General features: G+C 38.4%; 3 protein-coding genes. 2 read left to right on the forward strand and 1 reads right to left on the reverse strand.

Annotation, left to right across the window (positions count from 1 at the left end; genetic code table 11):
- The first annotated feature begins 255 nt into the window (after positions 1–255).
- Entirely contained in the window at positions 256–1,173 is a 918-nt protein-coding gene (locus CBM15_RS18920; RefSeq protein WP_087618668.1) for a LysR family transcriptional regulator, read from the forward strand.
- A gap of 107 nt (positions 1,174–1,280) precedes the next feature.
- Positions 1,281–2,384 (forward strand): 5-methyltetrahydropteroyltriglutamate--homocysteine S-methyltransferase, encoded by a 1,104-nt coding sequence (locus CBM15_RS18925; RefSeq protein WP_087618669.1) that lies wholly within the window; start codon positions 1,281–1,283, stop codon positions 2,382–2,384.
- Between the two features lie 96 nt (positions 2,385–2,480).
- Here the strand turns inward: CBM15_RS18925 and CBM15_RS18930 are convergent, their stop codons facing one another.
- Positions 2,481–2,933, reverse strand: a complete 453-nt coding sequence (locus tag CBM15_RS18930) for a HEAT repeat domain-containing protein (protein WP_014822939.1) — start codon at positions 2,931–2,933, stop codon at positions 2,481–2,483.
- Between the last annotated feature and the right edge of the window lie 679 nt (positions 2,934–3,612).

Genomic DNA, 3,612 nt, shown 5'->3' on the forward strand with positions numbered 1-3,612 from the left:
ATTAAGTGATCTAGCAATTGAAGTAATGCCTTCATCACCTTTTTCAACACGAAAAATCGTATCCAATTTTTGTTCAAAAGTAATCCTTGTCATATAAAAAGCACCTCCAAATGATAGATTTGTGTCTAACATTTGGGGTGCAGTTCATAATAGGAGCGCCTTTTTGCGTTGGAAAGATTGTTTTTATCGCAGTTGCATTATATGGTAAAGCTTATAACATACGAGACATTTTAAGAGAAAGAAGAGGATAAAAACATGACATTGCAACAATTAAAATATGTAATCGAAGTAGCAAGGAGTCAATCGATCAATAAAGCGGCACAAAGGCTGTTTATTAGTCAACCAAGCCTGTCCAATGCACTAAAAGAGCTGGAGGAAGAACTGGGAATCACGATTTTTCTGCGTTCGAACAAGGGGATTATCATTACTTCTGAAGGCTCGGAGTTTTTAGGGTATGCCCGGCAAGTTGTTGAGCAGGCGGAACTTTTAGAAAGTCGCTATACGAATACAACGTCTCCGCAAAAGTTTTTTGGTGTATCTGCCCAGCACTATGCATTTGCGGTAAGTGCGTTTGTCCGCTTATTAAAAGACTATGATATCGAAAAATACGAGTTCAGTTTACGAGAAACCAAAACCTATGAAATTATTGAGGATGTCAAAAACTTACGGAGCGAAATCGGTATTTTATATGTCAATGAATTCAATAAAAAGGTAATCAATAAGTTTTTAGGAGAAGGCAATTTACAGTTTCATGAGCTATTTACAGCAAAGCCGCACATATTTATCAGCTCGATAAATCCGCTATCCAAAAAGGAGTATGTCACATTATCGGACTTGGACCCTTATCCGTACCTTTCATATGAACAGGGGGATTATAATTCGTTCTATTTTTCGGAGGAGATTTTAAGCACGCTTTCCAGACCGAAAAATATAAAGGTTACCGATCGTGCCACATTATTTAACTTACTGATCGGGTTAAATGGCTATACGATTTCCACAGGGGTAATCAGTCATAAATTAAACAGTAAAGACATTATAGCTGTTCCTTTAAAGGTGGACGAACAAATTCATGTAGGGTATATAACTCATAAAAATGTTACAAATAGTACAATGGCGAATACGTATATACAGTATTTAAAAGAATCTGTTGAACAAGAAATCGTTCAGCTATAGTTTAAGACTATAACAAAGAATAGGATTTAGGTGTTACGTAATAACAATTTTCCCATGCTACACTAGCTTTACATTAAGAAAACCAAAGGGAAAGTGGGAGATTGTATATGACGAAAACATTAATAAAGGCACCATTTAGAGCGGATCATGTTGGGAGTTTATTAAGACCGGAGCGAATCCACAAAGCAAGAAAGGATTTCCACGGAGGCCATATTTCGGCACAGGAATTACATGCCATTGAGACAGAGGAAATTAAGAAAATCGTTGATAAGCAGATTGAAGTAGGCCTTCAAGCTGTAACGGACGGAGAATTTCGCCGCAGATTTTGGCATACAGATTTCCTTGAATATTTAAATGGAGTCGAGGGGTATGTTCCGGATTCAGGCTTCTCATTCAAAGGCGAAGAAACCGAAAGATATGATGTGCGGGTAATCGGTAAAATTTCGTTTAATCCGGATCATCCACATATTAAAGATTTTATCGAATTTAAAGAAATAGTCGGAGACCGAGCTGTTGCCAAACAGACCATTCCAAGCCCAAACCAGCTATTTAATGCGGGTATTCGCAATTTGGAAATTTATCCGGATCTTGAAGAATACTCAAAGGATATTATCAGCACATACCGTGATGCCATCAAAGCCTTTTATGATGCAGGCTGCCGTTATTTACAGCTCGATGATGTGTACATTGCCGGACTGAATGCTCCGGAAATTCCATTCAATGATAGCGGGTATTCCCGTGAAGAGTTAATCGATTTAGCTCTTCGTGTTACAAATGGAGTGTTAGCGGATAAACCGGAAGATTTAATCATCACGACTCATCTTTGCCGTGGCAACTATCGCTCAAAGTGGGCGTTCGAGGGAAGCTATGCTAAAATTGCGCCTACATTGTTTGCAAAAGAAAAAGTAAACGGATTTTTCCTGGAATATGATGATGATCGTTCCGGTGATTTCGGACCGTTGGATTACATTCCGAATGGTGGACCACAAGTAGTACTGGGCGTATTCACTTCCAAACATGGTGAATTAGAAGTGAAGGAAAATATTAAAGCTCGTATTGAAGAGGCAACAAAATATGTGCCGTTGGAGCAATTATGTATTAGTCCACAATGTGGATTCGCTTCAACTCATCACGGAAATATCCTAACTGAGGATGAACAATGGGCAAAACTGAAGTATATTGTCGATATTTCAAAAGAGATTTGGGGATAATTGAATAGATTAAAGAAACAGTTGGCGCCGTGAGAAGGAGCCGGCTGTTTCTACAAAAAGAGAACACGAAAATCATTTCGTGTTCTCTATTGCTAATTATTTTCTTGTTTCAGTAGTTTCCCACATATCCTTCAGCCAAGCGTCAAATTGTGCGCCTTTTTCGCCTTCGTATGTGTTATAAATATCGATACGCATTTTTTCAAGTTTTACTTTGAAGTCTTCATACGTGTGATCTGCTGGCAAGCTTTTCTTAATACGTTTGAAAATTTTGCGAAGGTCTTTGAACAATTCGCCTTTAGGTGCTTCCGATGGTTCCACTTGCTGACCCATTTTCTTTAATTGTTTCGCTGCCGCATCGCGCACTTTCGTTACTAGATCGGCTTTCGCTACATATTGCAAAATTTTGATCGATTCATCGGCTTTAATTTTCGCTAATTCCTGTACCGCATCTAAACGTGCTTCCCAGTCTGCTGTACGGTTTACAGCTTTCTTTAATTCACTGAAATTTTCAGGTAATTGTTGTGTTGATTCTTGATTTTGTTGACTCATTATTTTGTCTCCTTTGTCATTGCCTTACTAGCAATGATCCGCTCCATCTATTATAGCATGAAAGTGAGGCAATTACTCGTCGCAATAGATGTACGGATTCGATTGCCGTGAGGATGTTCTAATAAAGCTCTACATTGTTCTAATATCCCGGAAAATCTTCTAATAAAAGTGAGATGTTCTAATATAAATCATATTTTTTCTAATAAGTGCTCCAACTATTCAAATAAACCTAACCAATGTTCTAATATCCCGCGTAACTCTTCTAATATGTCGCTAAACTTTTCTAATATAAACCCGCACCGCTTTCCGAGCAACCTGAAAAACAACGCTATCACCTAAAAAAGCGCGCACCTATCCGAGATCTTCTAATAAACCCCGTCGATGTTCTAATATCCCGCGCAACTCTTCTAATTTGTCCCCAAACTTTTCTAATAAAATCCCGCACCGCCTCCGAGCAACCTAAAAACAACGCTACCACCCAAAAAAGCGCACACCAACCCGAGATCTTCTAATAAACCCAGCCGATGTGGGGTTAGTATAAAAAATGGACACGTCTTAAGAGACACTTTAAGATTAAGATATCTAAAAAAGGACGTGGAACCGATGAAAGAAAAACAAACTCGTAAGCGATTAGACGCACAAACAAAAGAATACATTTTAAAGTCTGTTTTAGAAGATG

The organism is Solibacillus kalamii (assembly GCF_002174535.1).
In the GTDB taxonomy this organism is placed as follows: domain Bacteria; phylum Bacillota; class Bacilli; order Bacillales_A; family Planococcaceae; genus Solibacillus; species Solibacillus silvestris.

Bases quoted from the DNA above. Each gene is read 5' to 3' on its own strand.
- CBM15_RS18920 (WP_087618668.1), top strand. From the start codon at position 256: ATGACATTGCAACAATTAAAATATGTAATCGAAGTAGCAAGGAGTCAA.
- CBM15_RS18925 (WP_087618669.1), top strand. From the start codon at position 1,281: ATGACGAAAACATTAATAAAGGCACCATTTAGAGCGGATCATGTTGGG.
- CBM15_RS18930 (WP_014822939.1), bottom strand. From the start codon at position 2,933: ATGAGTCAACAAAATCAAGAATCAACACAACAATTACCTGAAAATTTC.